The organism is Arthrobacter sp. ERGS1:01 (assembly GCF_001281315.1).
Classification (GTDB): Bacteria; Actinomycetota; Actinomycetes; order Actinomycetales; family Micrococcaceae; genus Specibacter.
Genome location: NZ_CP012479.1, coordinates 1,991,272 through 2,008,025 on the forward strand (window position 1 = coordinate 1,991,272; position 16,754 = coordinate 2,008,025).

At 66.9% G+C, this 16,754-nt stretch carries 10 protein-coding genes, 1 pseudogene and 1 riboswitch; of the genes and pseudogenes, 2 read left to right on the plus strand and 9 right to left on the minus strand.

Annotated features, from left to right (window positions below; all coding sequences use genetic code 11):
- Positions 1 to 288: 288 nt before the first annotated feature.
- Together AL755_RS12895 and AL755_RS12900 are read right to left on the minus strand one after the other, a co-directional pair.
- A complete protein-coding gene (locus AL755_RS12895; protein WP_082369269.1) occupies positions 289 to 1,869 on the minus strand; it encodes a bifunctional hydroxymethylpyrimidine kinase/phosphomethylpyrimidine kinase in 1,581 nt (526 codons plus the stop codon).
- Positions 1,860 to 1,958, minus strand: a riboswitch (TPP riboswitch). (Overlaps the previous gene by 10 nt.)
- Before the next feature lie 110 nt (positions 1,959 to 2,068).
- Positions 2,069 to 5,311, minus strand: a complete 3,243-nt coding sequence (locus tag AL755_RS12900; protein ID WP_054011347.1) for an Rne/Rng family ribonuclease — start codon at positions 5,309 to 5,311, stop codon at positions 2,069 to 2,071.
- Positions 5,312 to 5,675: 364 nt separating this feature from the next.
- Here AL755_RS12900 and AL755_RS12905 point away from each other — a divergent pair, with 364 nt between their 5' ends.
- Positions 5,676 to 6,338, plus strand: coding sequence for a vitamin K epoxide reductase family protein (locus AL755_RS12905; protein WP_192841674.1), 663 nt, complete (start codon positions 5,676 to 5,678; stop codon positions 6,336 to 6,338).
- A gap of 72 nt (positions 6,339 to 6,410) precedes the next feature.
- Here AL755_RS12905 and ndk read toward each other — a convergent pair whose 3' ends face one another.
- The 7 genes from ndk to AL755_RS12940 form a co-directional block, all read right to left on the minus strand.
- Positions 6,411 to 6,827 carry a nucleoside-diphosphate kinase gene (gene ndk, locus AL755_RS12910; RefSeq protein ID WP_054011348.1) on the minus strand — a complete coding sequence of 139 codons (417 nt, stop codon included), beginning with the start codon at positions 6,825 to 6,827 and terminating at the stop codon, positions 6,411 to 6,413.
- Positions 6,828 to 6,862: 35 nt separating this feature from the next.
- Entirely contained in the window at positions 6,863 to 7,294 is a 432-nt protein-coding gene (locus AL755_RS12915) for a DUF4233 domain-containing protein (RefSeq protein ID WP_054011349.1), read from the minus strand.
- Positions 7,295 to 7,298: 4 nt separating this feature from the next.
- On the minus strand, positions 7,299 to 8,681 hold the full coding sequence (locus AL755_RS12920) for a bifunctional folylpolyglutamate synthase/dihydrofolate synthase (RefSeq protein WP_054011350.1): 1,383 nt from the start codon (positions 8,679 to 8,681) through the stop codon (positions 7,299 to 7,301).
- Positions 8,678 to 11,974, minus strand: coding sequence for an isoleucine--tRNA ligase (gene ileS / locus AL755_RS12925; protein WP_054011351.1), 3,297 nt, complete (start codon positions 11,972 to 11,974; stop codon positions 8,678 to 8,680). Before ileS ends, AL755_RS12920 begins: the two co-directional genes overlap by 4 nt.
- 277 nt (positions 11,975 to 12,251) lie before the next feature.
- Positions 12,252 to 13,019 (minus strand): SDR family oxidoreductase, encoded by a 768-nt coding sequence (locus AL755_RS12930; RefSeq protein WP_107503848.1) that lies wholly within the window; start codon positions 13,017 to 13,019, stop codon positions 12,252 to 12,254.
- A 4-nt stretch (positions 13,020 to 13,023) separates the two neighbouring features.
- Complete coding sequence (locus AL755_RS12935; protein ID WP_054011353.1) at positions 13,024 to 13,395, minus strand: DUF488 domain-containing protein; 372 nt, start codon at positions 13,393 to 13,395, stop codon at positions 13,024 to 13,026.
- 82 nt (positions 13,396 to 13,477) lie between these two features.
- Positions 13,478 to 13,999 carry a MepB family protein gene (locus tag AL755_RS12940; protein WP_054011354.1) on the minus strand — a complete coding sequence of 174 codons (522 nt, stop codon included), beginning with the start codon at positions 13,997 to 13,999 and terminating at the stop codon, positions 13,478 to 13,480.
- A 106-nt stretch (positions 14,000 to 14,105) separates the two neighbouring features.
- On the opposite strand from AL755_RS12940, the pseudogene valS reads away from it, so the two are divergent.
- Positions 14,106 to 16,725: pseudogene (gene valS / locus AL755_RS12945) on the plus strand (valine--tRNA ligase).
- Positions 16,726 to 16,754: the final 29 nt, after the last annotated feature.

Sequence of the window (16,754 nt, forward strand, 5' to 3'; positions counted from 1 at the left end):
TATAACAAAGAATTTATGTGCCTCAACGCCGTGGACCTCAATGGAGTTCTACCATGGAGTGGTTGCCCTAAGTGTTGGCGTAAGCACCGAAGATCAAGAATACGCTAACTCTTGCTCCGGCCGCAAATGAGACTGGTTCCGCGCCATCGACCAGGGAGTAAACGAACCGTAATCCGCCTGCCCCGCCCGTTCAACGGAACCGTGCAGAACCACCTTAGCCTGCTTTGTGCCCCCGGGTGTATTCATAAGCCGCGACGCGCCGTGTTTTTCCGCCCCAGGTCCGTGGCGTTAATCACCTACGGCGTGCAGCCGGGGTGCGTCGAAGAAGTCCACCTCGTATTGGGCCGAGTGCGCGAAGGCCGTGCGCATGCGGGCACGTTCTTGTTCCGAGCCTCGGCGGGCCGCGGCGTCGACGATCGAAATGGCCGTTTCGGTGGCCTGGGCAAACGCCTCGTCCGCATAGGTTTCCAGCCAGCTCCCGTAGGGGTGGCCGGCGCTGCGGCTGGTGTAATCGGCGTGCAGCACCCGGCCCACCTCGGCGTACAGCCAGTAGCAGGGCAGCACGGCCGCCACGACTTCGCCATAGCTGCCGGCAAACGCGGCCGCCTGCAGGTGGTCGACATAGTGCTTCGTCACGGGCCCCTGTTCCACCGTGGCGGGGTGCTTGCTGAGCCAGTCCCGGTGCAGGGACAGCTCCACGGCCAGGCAATTTTGCGCCCCACCGGCCCAGAAACGCTGCTCCTCCTCGGTGGGGGCCAGTTCGCTGGCCCGGGCAAGCACCCGCGAATACGCGTTCAGGTACATGGCGTCCTGCGCCAGGTAGTAGGCAAAATGGGCTTCCGGAAGCGTGCCGTCGGCCAGGTCCTTGATGAAGTCAAGGTCAAGGATGGCGGCCATTGGGCCGGCCGCGTCCGCCCAGAGTTCGCGGCCAAAGGCGCCCGCCGCGGGCGGCACCGACTCCCACAGCTCATGGAAGTGGTTGACGGGCCCGTGCCCGTGCCCCACGACCAGCTCGGCGGAAGTCTCCAGCGCCCGCGTGAGCCATTGCTTGACGCGTTCCACGGTGAGCACCCAATCTCCCGTGGTGACCTGCACCGTGGCCAGGGCTGCCGACAGGGTGCAGCCGGTGCCATGCGTGTTGGGCGTGTCGACGCGGCCGGAGCTGAAGTGGGCCATGGCGCCGTCGGGGCCGATCAGGGCGTCCGGGCATTCGGGCCCGGCCAGGTGCCCGCCCTTGACCAGCACGTGGATGTCGGCGGAGGCGGCCAGCACCTTGCCCTGCTGCAGGGCCGCCTCCCAATTGCCGGCCTCCGGCTCACCGAGCAGCGCCGCCAGCTCGGGCAGGTTGGGGGTCACCAGGTGGGCCTGGGCCAGCAGGCCGCGCAGGCCCTCCAGGGTGCCCTCCCCGGCAAGGGAATCGCCGCTCGTGGCAACCATGACGGGGTCAAGGACGACGACGGCGGGCCGGGTTTCCGCCAACCACTCCCCCACGGTTGCAATCACCTCGGCAGTGCCAAGCATGCCAATCTTGACGGCGTCGAGGGTGATGTCCGCGGACAGGGCATCAAGCTGGCGGCCCAGGAACTCGGCCGGCGGCACGTGCACGTCCGCCACACCGCGGGTGTTTTGTGCCGTCAACGCCGTGATCGCGGCCATGGCGTAACCGCCGTGGGCGGAAATCGCCTTGATGTCCGCCTGGATGCCGGCCCCTCCGGAGGGATCGGAACCGGCGATGCTCAGCACGCGCGGGTGTCGCACCACGGTGCCGGGCACCCCGGAAGCGGGTGACGCCGTCGCGGGCCGTGCAGTATTAGGCCGTGCAGTATTAGGCAATGCAATGACAGGCACAGTTGAGGTGTTGTGATTCATCCGGACATCCCTTCGCCGGTGCTAACCGGACAGGTTCAACGGGTCTTTTCTCAGCCGGCCCTGATAGTCCGGCACCCCGTGTCTTTTTCCAGCCTAGTTCCGTTGCCCGCCCTTAACGAAAACTGACCCGCAACAGTGGCCGGAATTTCAACGAAACTTGAAATTCCAACCACTGTTGCGGGTCAGCTAAGGGTGCGGGCTAAAGCTCGGACGCCGGGACGCCGACACCCAACATGATGATCGGCTCCGCCGCCTTCTTTTGGGCCACTGCGGGCGCCGGGCGTTCCACGGCGGCGCTGCTGTGCGCCGGGGATCCGTGGGCGTGCGCGACGGCGTCGGACGTTTCAACGCTCGTCTCCGCACCGCCCTGGGCGCTGCGGGCACTGCGGTTGCGGCGTCCGCGGCGTGACCGCGAGCGGTTCCCGCCGGCGGCATCGTGCTCCGCTGCCGCATCGTGCGGGCCGGAGAGCTGGTCGAGTGCCTCGGCAAGTCCGGCAAGTGCGGCGGCCGGGTCGGCGAGGTGGTCGGCGTCGTCCTGGTGGTGTCCGCGCGGCAGCTCCACGGCTTCCCCGCCCAGGGTCAGCGTCGCGGTGTCACCCAGGCTCGTGGGCAGGGTGTTCACCGGCACGGCCTCGTGGTGCTCGTGGTGGTCCTCGTGGTGCGCTGCAGCGGCCGCGGCGGCAATGTTGGCCAACGCAGCCCGGGCGGCAGTGGCCTTCTGGGCCTTCTCCGCCTCGGTGGCGTCGTCATGGACGGGCGCCTGGACCTCGACGGCATCCGTCGCCTCGGCGTCGCCCTGCTGGTTGCGGTTGCGGTTGCGCTTGCGTTCGCTGCGGGTGGAGCGGTTGGCCGTGCGTTCGCTCTCGCGGTGATCGTTACGCACCGGCTGCGGGTGGTGCTGCTCGGCGGCAACGGTGTGCACGCGGCGGTGCTCCACGGGAATCTCATGGGTGACCATGCCGCGGCCGGCACAGGTTTCACACTGCTCGCCGAAGACTTCCAGCAGGCCGGTACCCATGCGCTTGCGCGTCATCTGCACCAGGCCAAGGCTGGTGACCTCGGCGACCTGGTGCTTGGTCCGGTCGCGGCCCAGGCATTCCACCAGGCGGCGGAGCACCAGGTCGCGGTTGGATTCAAGGACCATGTCGATGAAGTCGATGACGATGATGCCGCCAATGTCGCGCAGGCGCAGCTGGCGGACCACTTCCTCGGCGGCTTCGAGGTTGTTCTTGGTGACGGTTTCCTCGAGGTTGCCGCCGGAGCCGGTGAACTTGCCCGTGTTGACGTCCACCACGGTCATGGCTTCGGTGCGGTCGATCACCAGGGAGCCGCCGGAGGGCAGGAACACCTTGCGCTCGAGGGCCTTGGAGATTTGCTCGTCGATGCGGTGGGCACCGAAGATGTCCTCGGGCTTGGTCCACTTCTCCAAGCGGTCCAGCAGGTCCGGGGCAACATAGGTCACGTAGGCCTCGATGGTGTCCCAGGCTTCCTCGCCGGAGACGATCAGCTTGGTGAAGTCCTCGTTGAAGACGTCACGGACCACCTTGATGGTGAGGTCGGGCTCGGCGTAGAGCATCTCCGGGGCCAGCGTCTTGTTGGAGGAGGCACGGTTGTTGATGCCTTCCCACTGGGCGCGCAGGCGGTTGATGTCGTTGGTCAGCTCTTCCTCGCTGGCACCCTCGGCGGCGGTGCGCACAATGACGCCCGCGTTCTCGGGCAGGTGGTCCTTCAGGACGCGCTTGAGGCGGTTGCGCTCCACATCGGGGAGCTTGCGGGAGATGCCCGTCATGGAACCGCCCGGCACGTACACCAGGTAGCGGCCCGGCAGGGAGATCTGGCTGGTCAGGCGGGCGCCCTTGTGGCCCACAGGATCCTTGGAGACCTGCACCAGCACCGAATCGCCGGACTTGAGCGCGTTCTCGATGCGGCGCGGCTGGCCGTTGAGGTTGGCGGCGTCCCAGTCAACTTCGCCCGCGTACAACACGGCGTTGCGGCCGCGTCCAATGTCAACGAAGGCCGCTTCCATGCTGGGGAGCACGTTCTGGACCTTGCCCAGGTAGACGTTGCCGATCAGGGAGTCCTGCTGGGTCTTGGAGACAAAGTGCTCGGCAAGGATGCCGTCCTCCAGGACACCGATCTGGATGCGGTCATCGTTTTGGCGCACCACCATGACCCGGTCCACGGATTCGCGGCGGGCCAGGAATTCGGCCTCGGTGATGACCGTGCGGCGGCGGCCGGAGTCGCGGGAGTCGCGGCGGCGCTGCTTCTTCGCCTCCAGGCGGGTCGAGCCGCGCAGGCTCGTGACCCTGTTGGACGCGCTCGACGACGATTCCACCGGCGTGCGCGGAGCCCGCACCTTGGTGACGGTGTTGGGCGGGTCCTCGTCCGTGCCACCCGTCAGTTCAAGGTCCTGCTCGCCGCGGCGGCGACGACGACGGCGACGGGATGTGACGCCGTCGGCCTCACCGTCCTCGGCCGAGGCGTCATCGTCGGAGGATTCCTCGGAAGCTTCGGCGGCCTTGTTGCGGCGGTTGCGGTTGCGTCCGCGGCGCGGGCGGGAATCGGCGTCCTCGTGGTCCTCGGCGTCGTCCGCATCCTGCGTGGACTCGGCCGGCGCGGGGACGGCCAGGCTGAGGTCGGGGGCCAGGAACAGGGCCGACATGCCGGCGGCCGGAGCCAGGAACAAAGCGTCCGCTGCGGCTGCCGTTTCGGGTGCGGCCGCTTCCGGTGCAGAATTTTCCGGAGACGCCGTTTCGGGTGCTGCCTCGACAGCTGCTTCAACGGTTGCGGCTTCGGGCTCGGCGGCTTCAACCTTCTTTGCGGCCGGCTTGCGGCGGCTGCGGGTGGTCTTGGCTGCCGGGGCTTCCCCTGCGGCAACAGCCTCGGCGGGAACGGTTTCGCTCACGGCCGTTTCGGCCGGCGCTGCCTCGGCGTCCACGGCTGCGTCGGCCTTCTTGGTGGTGCGGCGACGGGCCGGTGCCTTCTTGGCCGGGGCGGCGGGCTCGGTTTCCAGGGTCAGCTCGCCCTGGACGGCCTCGAGCTGGACGGTCTCGGCCTGCACGGTACTGGCGGCAACCGGCTCCTCGACGGGAGTCGTGGCCGGTGCGGTGACGGGTGCCGTGGCACGGCGTCGCGGGGCCCGCTTGGCGGGGGCTTTTTCGGCCGGTGCCGGCTCTGCAATGGCCTCGAGGATCACCGTTTCGGTGACGTCCGCGGCGTCTGCGGGTTCGACGGTCTTCTTGGAACGGCTGCGGCGAACCGGGGCCTTCTTGGCCGGGACCTCGGCGTCGACGGCAACTGCGGTCTCAACTGATGCGGTCTCAACGGGAGCCGTTGACGTTACCTTCGCCGACGCGCGTCGGCTGCGACTCACTTTGGCCGGCGCCGGCGCCGTGCCCTCTGCGGTTGCATTTGCTTCTGTTGCGGGTTGTTCATTGTCCATTTGTGGCGTTAACCTTTGCGCCGCTGCGACACTCCCACATCGAGTGCCGCCAACGGCTGATGTGTCAACACCCGCAGGCGTTGACGGAAGTCGTCTAATTACCTCCCGGGCGGCACCAACTTCTGGGTGCGCAAGCTCCGAAAAGCCGATGGTTTGCCGGAACCGCACTAATCTGCGTGAAACGGACCTGGTGGATGGCTGCCATGAAATGAAGCGTCGTCACCGGCCGTCCCCTGGGCGTGCCATCGGACTGAGGGGCGCATGTGGATCGCCGATCAGCCACCACCATTGTCTCATACGCGCCCCGCCGAGGGATTGATTGGAGCGCGGCGCGCCAAGTTTGCCACGCTAGAATCAGGACACGATGACCGGTCGATTTGAAAAGGACACCATGCCTGCCTCCAGCGTCTCCACCCGCCGTCCAACGGATGAGAAACTGCCCGCCTTGACGCGGGCCAAACCGTTCGGCTGGTTCCTGATTGTCACGGGGCTGGTTTCCTGGCTGGCCTCCGCCACGCTGGTGCTCGAACGCCTTGCCCTGTACGCCGACCCCAACAAGAACCTCAGCTGCGACGTCAACACCTGGATCTCCTGCGGCAATGTCATGAAGACCCCGCAGGCGGCGATCCTGGGCTTCCCGAACCCGTTCATCGGCGTTGCGGCCTTCGTCGTCATCATCACCACCGGCGTGGTGCTGCTGGCGGGCGCGCAGCTGAGCCGCTGGTACTGGCTTGGCCTGCAGGCGGGCGTCACGGCCGGTTTCGCCCTGGTGTGCTGGTTCTGGTTCCAGGCCGTCTACGTCATTGCCACCCTGTGCCCGTACTGCATGATCGTGTGGGCCATGATGATCCCGCTGTTTATATGGCTCACCATGCGGAACATCGTCCATGGGGTAATCCCGGCGCCCGCGGGCCTGACCAAGTTCCTCAAGGACTGGGCCTGGATCATCATGGGCCTGGTCTACCTGGGTGTGCTGGCCTCGATCTTCTTCAAGTTCATGTACCTGATCATCGGCTCCAACGCATAAATAACTGGCTAAACGAACGGAAAGGGCACCCCCCAATTGGGAGGTGCCCTTCCTTTTTTGTTTCAGCGGTTCCTAGGCGAACCAGATGCCGATCTCACGCTCTGCGGACTCCACGGAGTCCGAGCCGTGCACCAGGTTCTGCTGGACCTTCAGGCCCCAGTCGCGGCCAAAGTCGCCGCGGATGGTGCCGGGGGCGGCCGTGGTGGGGTCGGTGGTGCCGGCCAGGGCGCGGAAGCCCTCGATCACGCGGTGGCCCTCAAAGATGGCCGCCACGACGGGGCCGGACAGCATGAATTCGACGAGGGGTTCGTAGAACGGCTTGCCCACGTGCTCCTCGTAGTGCTGCTCGAGCTGCTCGCGGGTGGCGTTGACCTTCTTCAGCTCGGCCAGCGTGTAGCCCTTGGCTTCAATCCGGGCCAGAACGGCGCCGGAGAGGTTGCGGGCAACGCCGTCGGGCTTGACGAGTACAAGGGTGCGCTCAATGCTCACAGTTGATCCACTTTCAGTTGGTTTTGGTGTTGTTATCAGTCTACGGGCTCGGGGTGGGCGGCATCCCACTCGGCCTGGACGCGGGCCCGTTCACGGTTTTCCCGGTCGATGCGGCTGCCAGCGTGCAGCGCGTACCACCAGGCGAGGGCGAAGAGCACGCCCACCACGAACATGGCCGTTTCCCAGAAACCGGCGGCAATCAGCAGCAGTTGCAGGATCCAGCCAACCGCCGGCCCCCACTTCTTGCCCACGAATGCGCAGGTGACGATCATCAGCACGGCCAGGACGCCGGCCACCAGCAGGTAGACAGGGTTCTTACCCGTGGCGCCAAAGAGCGCCAGCCCGGCAAAGAGCGCCACGAACGCCTCGAGCACCAGAACCGTGGAGGCGAAGAGCATCTTGGTGGAACGGGCCTTCTTGGGCATGCCCGGGCGCCATTCGCGCTGCGCCTTGGTCAGTCGTGCCATGGTCCTAGGCACCTTCCTTTTCCCCGGGGCGGCCCAGCAGGATGCGGGCCTCCCCCACCACGGTGATGGAGCCGGTGATCAGGACGCCGCCGGCGAGATCGTTGTTGGCCTCGGCCCGCTCCACGGCCCATTCGATGGCGTCGTCGAGTTTCTCGGCAATGTGGACGTCGTCCTCGTCCCAGCCCAGGTCAACGGCCATTTCGGCCAGTTCTCCGGCCGGGATGGCGCGCGGGGAGTTGGACTGCGTGAGGCAGATTTCCGCCGCCTCCTCGCCGTAGGACTCCTTGAGGGTGCGCAGGATTTCCTCCGCGTCCTTGTCCGCCAGGACGCCCAGGACCACCACGAGCTTGCTGAAGGAAAAGGCCTCCTGCAGGGCTGTAGCGCTGACGGCAATGCCGGCGGGGTTGTGCGCGGCGTCCACCACAATGGTCGGGGACGTGCGCAGCACCTCGAGCCGACCGGGCGAGGTGGTGTTGGCGAAGCCCTCCTGGACCAGGTCCAGGTTCAGTTCCTTCTCGCCGCCGCCCAGGAACGCCTCGAGCGCGGCAAGCGCGACGGCGGCGTTCTCGGCCTGGTGCTCGCCGTGCAGCGGCAGCAGGATCTCCGGGTAGCGCCCGACCAGCCCCTGCAGCGTGATCATCTGCCCGCCCACCGCGATGGTGCGCGATTCCACGCCAAACTCGACACCCTCGAAACGGTAGGTGGCATGCATCTCCTGGGCGCGCTCCAACAGCACCTGGGCGGCGTCGACCGGCTGGGCGGCGCTGATGAGGAACGCGCCCTCCTTGATGATGCCGGCCTTCTCCACGGCGATCGCCCCGGTGGTGTCACCGAGCAGTTCGGTGTGGTCCAGGGAGATGGGCGTGATGACGGCGACCTGCCCGTCGCCAACGTTCGTGGCGTCGGTGATGCCGCCCAAGCCCACTTCAACGACTGCCACGTCGACGGGCTCGTCGGCGAAGATGGCGTAGGCGAGGATCGTCAGGCACTCAAAGTAGGTCAGCCGGGTTTCGTTGGCGGCCTCGAGTTCGGCATCCACGATCAGCAGGTAGGGGTGGATTTCGTCCCAGATCCGCACGAAGGTGGTGTCGGCCACGGGAGCGCCGTCGATGCTGATGCGTTCGGTGACCCGGCTCAGGTGCGGGCTCGTGTAGCGGCCCGTGCGCAGGCCGTGGGCCAGCAGCCCGGCTTCGATCATCCGGGCCGTGGACGTCTTGCCGTTGGTGCCGGTGATGTGGATGATCGGGAAGGCCTTGTTGGGCTCGCCGAGGATCTCCATGGCCCGGAACAAGGGGGCCAGGCGGGGCTCCATCTTGTTTTCCGGGGCACGGCCCAGCAGTTCGGCGTAAACGCTCTCCACCGAGAATTCGTCGTGTTGGGTGGTCATGAGGCAACTGTCCGTTCAACTGAGATGGTGGTGTCCACGTCGCCCGGGACCAGTTCAAGGGTCACCGTGAGGGTCTCCTTTTTCACCAGCTCCGAGTTCGCGTGGAGTGCGTCCACAATGTTCTGCGGGGCACTGATGATGGTGCGGATGCGGTCGCTGACGTGGAGGTCGGCGTCCTTGCGGGCCTGCTGGACGGCGCGGATCATGTCGCGGGCCGTGCCTTCAGCCTCCAGCTCGTCGGTCAATTCGGTGTCCAGGACCACGAACCCGCCGCCGGGCAGCATGGCAACGGCGCTCTGTGCGCCGTCGGCCGCGTCGGCCACCACGGTTTCGAGCGTGTATTCGGAGGGCTCCAGTTCCAGGCCGCCAGCCGTGACCACGCCGTTGGTCACCGACCAGTCACCGCTCTTGGAGCCCTTGATGGCCAGCTGGACGTTCTTGCCCAGGCGCGGGCCGGCCGCGCGGGCGTTGACCACCAGCTTCGAGGAGATGCCGAATTCCTCCGGGGAGGCGTCGGCGGCATCGATGAAGCGGACCTTGCGGATGTTCAGTTCCTCGGCAACCACGGCGGCCCCGCCGTCGAGCGCGGCGGCGTTCGGGGCCACCACGGTCAGTCCGGCCAGGGGCAGGCGGACGCGCAGCTTGGCGGCCTTGCGCAGGCTGGAGCCGGTGGAGCAGATCTGCTGGACCCGGTCCATCTGCTCCACGAGGGCGGCGTTGGGGACGAACAGATCGGCGTTGGGCCAATCCGTCAGGTGGACGGAGCGGCCGCCGGTGAGCCCGCGCCAGATTTCCTCGGAGACCAGCGGCAGCAGCGGGGCGGCCACCCGGCACACGGTTTCCAGTGCCGTGTAGAGGGCGTCAAACGCGTCGCTGTTCTCGTCGAAGAAGCGGCTGCGGCTGCGGCGCACGTACCAGTTGGTGAGCATGTCCAGGTAGCTGCGCAGTGAATCGCAGGCGCCGGAGACGTCGTAGTCGTCGAGCTTGGCGGTCAGTTCACGGACCAAATCGCCCGTGTTGGCCAGCAGGTACTCGTCCATGGTGTCGGTATATCCGTCAAAGCGGAGCTTCGCATCGTAGCCGGCACCGTTGTTGGCCGTGTTCGCGTACAGGGTGAAGAAGCTGTACACGTTCCACAGGGGCAGGATCACCTGGCGGACGCCGTCGCGGATGCCCTGTTCGGTGACTACCAGGTTTCCGCCGCGCAGGATGGGGCTGGACATCAGGAACCAGCGCATGGCGTCGGAGCCGTCGCGGTCCAGCACCTCGGAGACGTCCGGGTAGTTGCGCAGCGACTTGGACATCTTTTGGCCGTCCGAGCCGAGCACGATCCCGTGGCTGATCACGTTGCGGAACGCCGGGCGGTCAAAGAGCGCGGTGGAGAGGATGTGCAGCATGTAGAACCAGCCGCGGGTCTGCCCGATGTATTCGACGATGAAGTCGGCCGGGTTGTGGGTGTTGAACCAGTCCTCGTTCTCGAACGGGTAGTGGACCTGGCCGTAGGGCATGGAGCCGGAGTCGAACCAGACGTCCAACACGTCCTCCACGCGGCGCATCGTGGATTTGCCGGTGGGGTCGTCCGGGTTGGGCCGGGTGAGGTCGTCGATGAACGGGCGGTGCAGGTCCACCTCACCCTCGTTGTTCAGGGGAAGGCGGCCAAAGTCGGCCTGCATCTCGGCGAGCGAGCCGTAGACGTCGGTGCGCGGGTATTCGGGGTCGTCGGACTGCCACACCGGGATGGGCGAACCCCAGTAGCGGTTGCGGCTGATGGACCAGTCGCGGGCGTTGGCGAGCCACTTGCCGAACTGGCCGTCCTTGACGTTGCCGGGGATCCAGTTGATGTCCTGGTTCAGTTCCACCATGCGGTCCTTGAACTGGGTCACTTCGACGTACCAGGAGGAGATGGCGCGGTAGATCAGGGGCGTGCGGCAGCGCCAGCAGTGCGGGTAGCTGTGCACGTAGCTGGCCTGGCGGACCAGGCGGCCGGCGTCCTTCACGACGCGCGTGATGGTCTTGTTGGCGTCAAAGACCTGCACGCCGGCGATGTCGTTCAGCGGCCCGCCCTCGAACAGGGGCAGGAACTTTGCGCCCTCGTCGACGGAGAGCACCACGGGGATGCCGTACGCCTCGCAGACCTTCTGGTCCTCTTCACCGTAGGCGGGGGCCTGGTGGACAATGCCGGTACCGTCGGTCGTGGTCACGTAGTCGGCCACCAGGAACTGCCAGGACTTGGCCGTGCCGTACTTTTCGTCGTCGGCAAAGTAGTCCCAGAGCGGCTCGTACTTCAGGCCCTCAAGGTCGGCGCCCACATAGCTGGCGGTGATCGCGGCGGTGGCGGCAGCGGCGTCGTCGTACCCGAGGTCCTTGGCGTAGGAACCCACAAGGTCGGCGGCCAGCAGGAACTTCTCCGCCGACTTGTTTCCGGTGGTCGAGCTTGTCGAGATCCCGTTGGGGCCAACGGGCATCACGGCGTAGCTCACCTTGGGCCCCACGGCGAGCCCCTGGTTGGTGGGCAGGGTCCAGGGCGTGGTGGTCCAGGCGATGGCGCTGACGCCGGCCAGTTCCTTGGACACGGCGCTCTCGCCGGCCAGGATGGGGAACGTGACGGTGACGGTGGCGTCCTGGCGGTCCTTGTAGACGTCGTCGTCCATGCGCAGCTCGTGGTTGGAGAGCGGGGTCTCATCCTTCCAGCAGTACGGCAGCACGCGGTAGCCGTTATAGGTCAGGCCCTTGGAGTGGAGCTGTTTGAACGCCCACAGCACGGACTCCATGTACTCGACGTTGAGCGTCTTGTAGTCGTTGTCGAAGTCGACCCAGCGGGCCTGGCGGGTGACGTATTCCTGCCATTCGCCGGCGTACTTCATGACCGAAGAGCGGCAGGCGTCGTTGAATTTGTCGATGCCCATGGCCTCGATCTGCTGCTTGTCCGTCATGCCCAGCTGCTTCATGGCTTCCAGTTCGGCGGGCAGGCCGTGCGTGTCCCAGCCGAAGCGGCGCTCCACGCGGCGGCCGCGCTGGGTCTGGTAGCGGGCCACGAGGTCCTTGGCGTAGCCGGTGAGCAGGTGCCCGTAGTGGGGCAGGCCGTTGGCGAAGGGCGGGCCGTCGTAGAACACGAACTCGTTGGAGCCGTCCGTACCGGCGTCACGGGCGTCGATGCTGGCCTGGAAGGTGCCGTCCTGCTCCCAGTACTTCAGGACGAGTTCCTCCACCTCCGGGAAACGCACGGAAGCTGGCACATGGTTCGAATCGGCGTGCAGGCCGTGGGCCGCGGTTGCCTTGGGGAAGTGGGTCATCACATCATCCTGGTTGTGGGCGTTCGTTTCAGGATGCAAGGACGGCTTGCGCCGCGGTACCACCTCGCTTACCGCGCCCGTTTCCGGGTGCGGCCGCTCATTAACTGCTGTGACGGGCTTACCCGTCCGGTTCTACTGGCGCCCCGTGCGTTGCTGCGCGGGGCGGGTTCTTCCGGAAGCTCACCGGTGATGGCCGGGTCAACGCTTTGTTCCCCATTCTAGGGGACGTCCGGCGCCGGGCGCACCTTGGCGGCCGCCCGGCCCTCGGACGGGAATGCTAGCCCTTGCGGATCAGCTTGTGGTTGGCGGCCTGCGCGACGGGACGGACCACGACCTCGTCCAGGTTGATGTGGTGCGGGAGGCCGACGGCGTAGCCCACCACCTCCGCGACGTCGCCGGCCGTCAGGGGGTTCTCGACGCCCTCGTACACCTTGGCTGCGGCGGCCTGGTCACCGGAGAAACGGTTAAGCGCGAACTCCTCGGTCTGCACCAGGCCGGGCACCACTTCGATGACCCGGATGTTGTTCTCGGCCTCTTCCAGGCGCAGCGCGTTGGTGACGGCGCGCTGGGCGAACTTTGCCGCGTTGTAGCCGGCGCCGCCCTCATAGGCGGCAAGTGCGGCCGTGGAGGTCAGGTTCAGCACGGTGCCGTGGCCGTGGGCGCGCAGGGCCGGCAGGAACGCCCGGGTCATTTTCAGGGTGCCCATGACGTTGACCTGGAGCATCCAGTCCCAGTCGTCGTCCTTGGCGTCGACGATCCGGTCCGCGCCGCGGGCGCCGCCGGCAACGTTGATCAGGGTGTCCAGTCCGCCGTGCTCCGCCACGAAGCGCACCAGGGCTTCGACGTCGTCATCCTTGGTGACGTCCGCGGCGAAGGCCAGGGCGCCGGTTTCCTCGGCAAGTTTTGCCAGCCGGTCCGCGCGGCGGGCCACGGCGACCACGGTCCAGCCGTCGGCGCGCAGCTTGCGGACGGTGGCCTCGCCAATGCCGGTGCTGGCTCCGGTCACGACGGCGTGCTGAAAAGATTTGGGGGTGTTTTCACTCATGCAACTAATCTAGCGTGGCGGGCCCACCCTTGAGGAAGTCGGCGTTGAGGAAACCAAGGAGCACGGCCGCCTGATTTTGCACGGTGTCCTTCGCGCCATACAGCAGTACGGCATTGGGGTGCCCGGCCAGCAGCGTCCGGAGCTGGTCCACGGCCGGATTGGTGGACAGTTCCGCCCGGTAGTCCCGGACGAATGCCGCAAAGTTCTCCGGCCGGTGGCCGAAGGCGTTGCGCACCTCGGCGGACGGCGCCACGTCCTTGAGCCAGAAGTCGATGCGGTCCTTCGCAACCCCGCGCGGCCACAACCGGTCCACCAGGATCCGGAACTCCCCCGGCTCCGGCGCCTCATACACCCGCAGAATCCGCACAGCACCCATGCACGCATCCTAGACCCGCCCCGGGAAGACACCCGTGAACTTATGCGCTCATCCCGCCGCGGGTTCGGCGCAAAAGCGACGGTCAGGCGGCGAACAATTCCTTTGCGAGCACCAAATCCACTGGAACAGGGTCCACGTGGAGGAAGTGCCGCAGCTGCCAGGCCTGCGTCCGTGCCGCCTGTGCACTGGAGGTTTGGACCCAGGGCGCGTAGACCCGGATGGCCCGTTTGCCGCCCTTGCCGTCCACGCTCATGACGCCGCGAGCGGCCAATTCGGGGGCGGGAAACACGAAGAGTCCGTGCCGCTCGCCATCGGTGACGGACACGATGAACTGTTCAACGCCGTCGTCCGCGTCAAAGGGCCTGATGGGGCCGGCCGCCGAGCGCAGCCACAGGGTCACAAAGTGGCCCGCCTTCGTGGGAGTCGTTTTGGCGGCCCGGAACACCGCAGACCGGCCGCCGAGGGTGAGGATGTGGGCGCAGTAGTCGGAGCTTTCGGGCTCAGGCACCACGTCGGCGCAGTCAAGGCCGGCGGGATCGAACACGCGCGACTTGGCGGCCAGGAATCCGGGGAGGATGCCGGCGGGGCCGGGCGCCTTGGCCATGGGAGCCGCCTTTCGAGAGCGCAAGATTTGTTGCGTGCATCGTAGCAACGCCAACCCGCGCCGGCCCAAATCCGGCGTTGCGGGCAAGTCATGAAAGAATTGGGCCATGGCTGACAACATTCCGGGCACAGACACGCCCGCACCCACCACAAGCAACGTTCCCGACAAGCCCGCCCTGGAGGGACTGGAAGAGTCCCTGACCAAGCGGTGGCTCGAGGAGGGCACCTACAAGTTTGACCGTGAGACCACCCGGGAGCAGGTGTACTCCATTGACACTCCCCCGCCCACGGCATCGGGTTCCCTGCATGTGGGACACATGTTCTCCTACACCCAGACCGATGTGCTGGCCCGTTTCCAGCGCATGAACGGCAAGAACGTCTTCTACCCCATGGGTTGGGATGACAACGGCCTGCCCACCGAGCGCCGCGTGCAGAACTACTACGGCGTGCGTTGCGATCCGGCCATCCCGTACGACGCCGGCTACCGCCCCCGGCCACGCCCGCCAAGAACCAGCGCGACTTCGACGTGGTCTCCCGCAAGAATTTCATCGAACTGTGCGAAGAGCTGGCCGTGGAGGACGAGAAGGTCTTCGAGCACTTGTTCCAGACCCTGGGCCTGTCCGTGGACTGGGACCTGACGTACCGCACCATCGACGACCAGTCCCGCGCAGTGTCCCAGCGCGGCTTCCTGGCGAACCTGGACAACGGCGACGCCTACATGGCAGAGGCCCCCACCCTGTGGGACGTCACGTTCCGCACGGCCGTGGCCCAGGCCGAGCTGGAGGACCGCGAGGTTGCCGGCGCCTACTACCGGTACCCGTTCTTCGCCGAAGACGGCACCAAGATCTACATCGAGACGACCCGGCCCGAACTGCTGGCCGCCTGCTCGGCGCTCGTGGCCAACCCCGACGACGAGCGCTACCAGCCGCTGTTCGGCAAGAAGGTCACCTCGCCGTTGTTCGGCGTCGAGGTCGAGGTCCGCGCGCACGCCCTGGCCAAGCCCGACAAGGGCTCCGGCATCGCCATGGTCTGCACCTTCGGCGACCTCACCGACGTCACCTGGTGGCGTGAACTGCAGCTGCCCACCCGCGCCATCGTGGGCCGCGACGGCCGCATCCTCGGTGACACCCCGAGTGGATCACCACGGAGGAGGGCCGCGCCAACTACGCCGCCTTCGCCGGCAAGACCGTCTTCAGCGCCAAGGAAGGCGTCGTGGAGCTGCTGGGCGATGCCGGCCTGTTGGACGGCGAGCCGAAGAAGATCATGCACCCCGTGAACTTCTTCGAAAAGGGCGACAAGCCGCTGGAAGTGGTCACCTCCCGCCAGTGGTACATCCGCAACGGCGGCCGCGACGAGGACCGCCGCGAACGCCTGATCGGGCGCGGCCACGAGATCGACTTCCACCCGGCGTTCATGCGCTCGCGCTACGAAAACTGGATTGCCGGCCTGAACGGCGACTGGCTTGTCTCCCGCCAGCGCTTCTTCGGTGTGCCGATCCCCGTCTGGTACCCCTTGGACACCGATGCGAACCCGGACTACGACAACCCCATCCTGCCCACGAGCGAGATGCTGCCGGTTGACCCCGCCGCGGACGCAGCCCCCGGCTACAGCGAGGACCAGCGCAACGAGGCCGGCGGGTTCATCGGCGACGCCGACGTCCTGGACACCTGGGCCACCTCCTCGATGACCCCGCAGATCGTGGGCGGCTGGAGCCGGGACGAGGACCTGTTCGGCAAGGTCTACCCCTTCGACCTGCGCCCCCAGGGCCACGACATCATCCGCACCTGGCTGTTCTCCTCGGCTGTACGCGCCGACGCCCTGCAGGGCAATGCGCCGTGGAAGCACGCGGCCATCTCCGGCTGGATCCTTGACCCGGACCGCAAGAAGATGTCCAAGTCCAAGGGCAACGTGGTGGTCCCCACCGACGTGCTCAACGACTTTGGCGCCGACGCCGTCCGCTACTGGGCAGCATCGGCCAAGCTGGGTGCCGACACCGCCTACGAAATTGCGCAGATGAAGATCGGCCGCCGCCTGGCCATCAAGTTGCTCAACGCCTCGAAGTTCGTGCTGAACCTCGGCGCCACGGAGGCCAATGTGGTCACGGGCGACGCCGCCCGCGTCACGAACGCCCTGGACCGGGCCGTGCTGGCCCAGCTCGCCGAGGTCGTCCGCCAGTCGACGTCAGCGTTCGAGAAGTACGACTACGCCAAGGCCCTGCAGATCAGCGAGAGCTTCTTCTGGCACTTCACGGACGACTACGTGGAGCTCATCAAGGACCGCGCCTACGGTGCGGCCGGCGATGCCGAGCAGGCCTCCGTGCTGGCCGCCCTGGCCACCACGCTGGACGCCTTGCTGCGCCTGTTTGCCCCGTTCCTGCCGTTTGCCACGGAAGAGGTTTGGGGGTGGTGGCGCGCCGGTTCGGTGCACCGCGCCCAGTGGCCCACCGCCGTCGAGGTCAACGACGGCGACACCACCATGCTGGCCACCGTGGGCGACGCGCTCGGCGGCATCCGCAAGGCCAAGTCCGAGGCCAAGGTCAAGCAGCGCACCCAGGTGCTCTCCGCCACGGTCACGGCCGGTCCGGTCCAGGCGGCCCAGCTGCTGGCCGGCCTGGGAGACCTGAAGGCCGCGGCCAACGCCGTGGACCTGACGGTTGCCGAGGGCGACGGCGAACTCGGCGTCAGCGACGTCGTCCTGGCCCCGGCCGAGGAGTCCGTCCAGGCCTAACGCGAAGTTCGCTCACCGGCGGGCGAGCT